A 303-nucleotide genomic window follows, 5' to 3' on the forward strand; every position below is an offset into this window, starting at 1 on the left:
GGGCTATAGGAACTAAACGCGTTGTTTATGTTGGGGGTTTGGCCTTGTGGCTGTAAGCGTGTTGGGTGGTTGTTAATAGGTCGGGTTGTTAATAGGGGTCTTGCAGGGGTGCCCGTTCCTGTTCGATTGGGGAATGAGAACCAGATCGAAGAGGGCCAGGCATTGCCCCATATGCCATGGGCGGATGCGCAGGCATGGGCGCAACAGATCAGGCACGCAGCGCTGGATGTGTCCGTCCTGCTCGATCACGTCCACCGCGCGCAGGCAGGACCGGGCCCGCGCCGCGCAGTTGAGGGAGTTCCC

1 protein-coding gene is annotated in these 303 nt (G+C 60.1%); it reads left to right on the forward strand.

Features of this window, described 5'->3' with window-relative positions:
* Nucleotides 1-133: 133 nt before the first annotated feature.
* Nucleotides 134-303: IS1/IS1595 family N-terminal zinc-binding domain-containing protein (locus P272_RS09385; protein ID WP_441293865.1), on the forward strand; the 170-nt coding region annotated here is incomplete at its 3' end.

Source organism: Bifidobacterium sp. 7101 (genome assembly GCF_000499285.1).
Lineage (GTDB): Bacteria > Actinomycetota > Actinomycetes > Actinomycetales > Bifidobacteriaceae > Bombiscardovia > Bombiscardovia apis_A.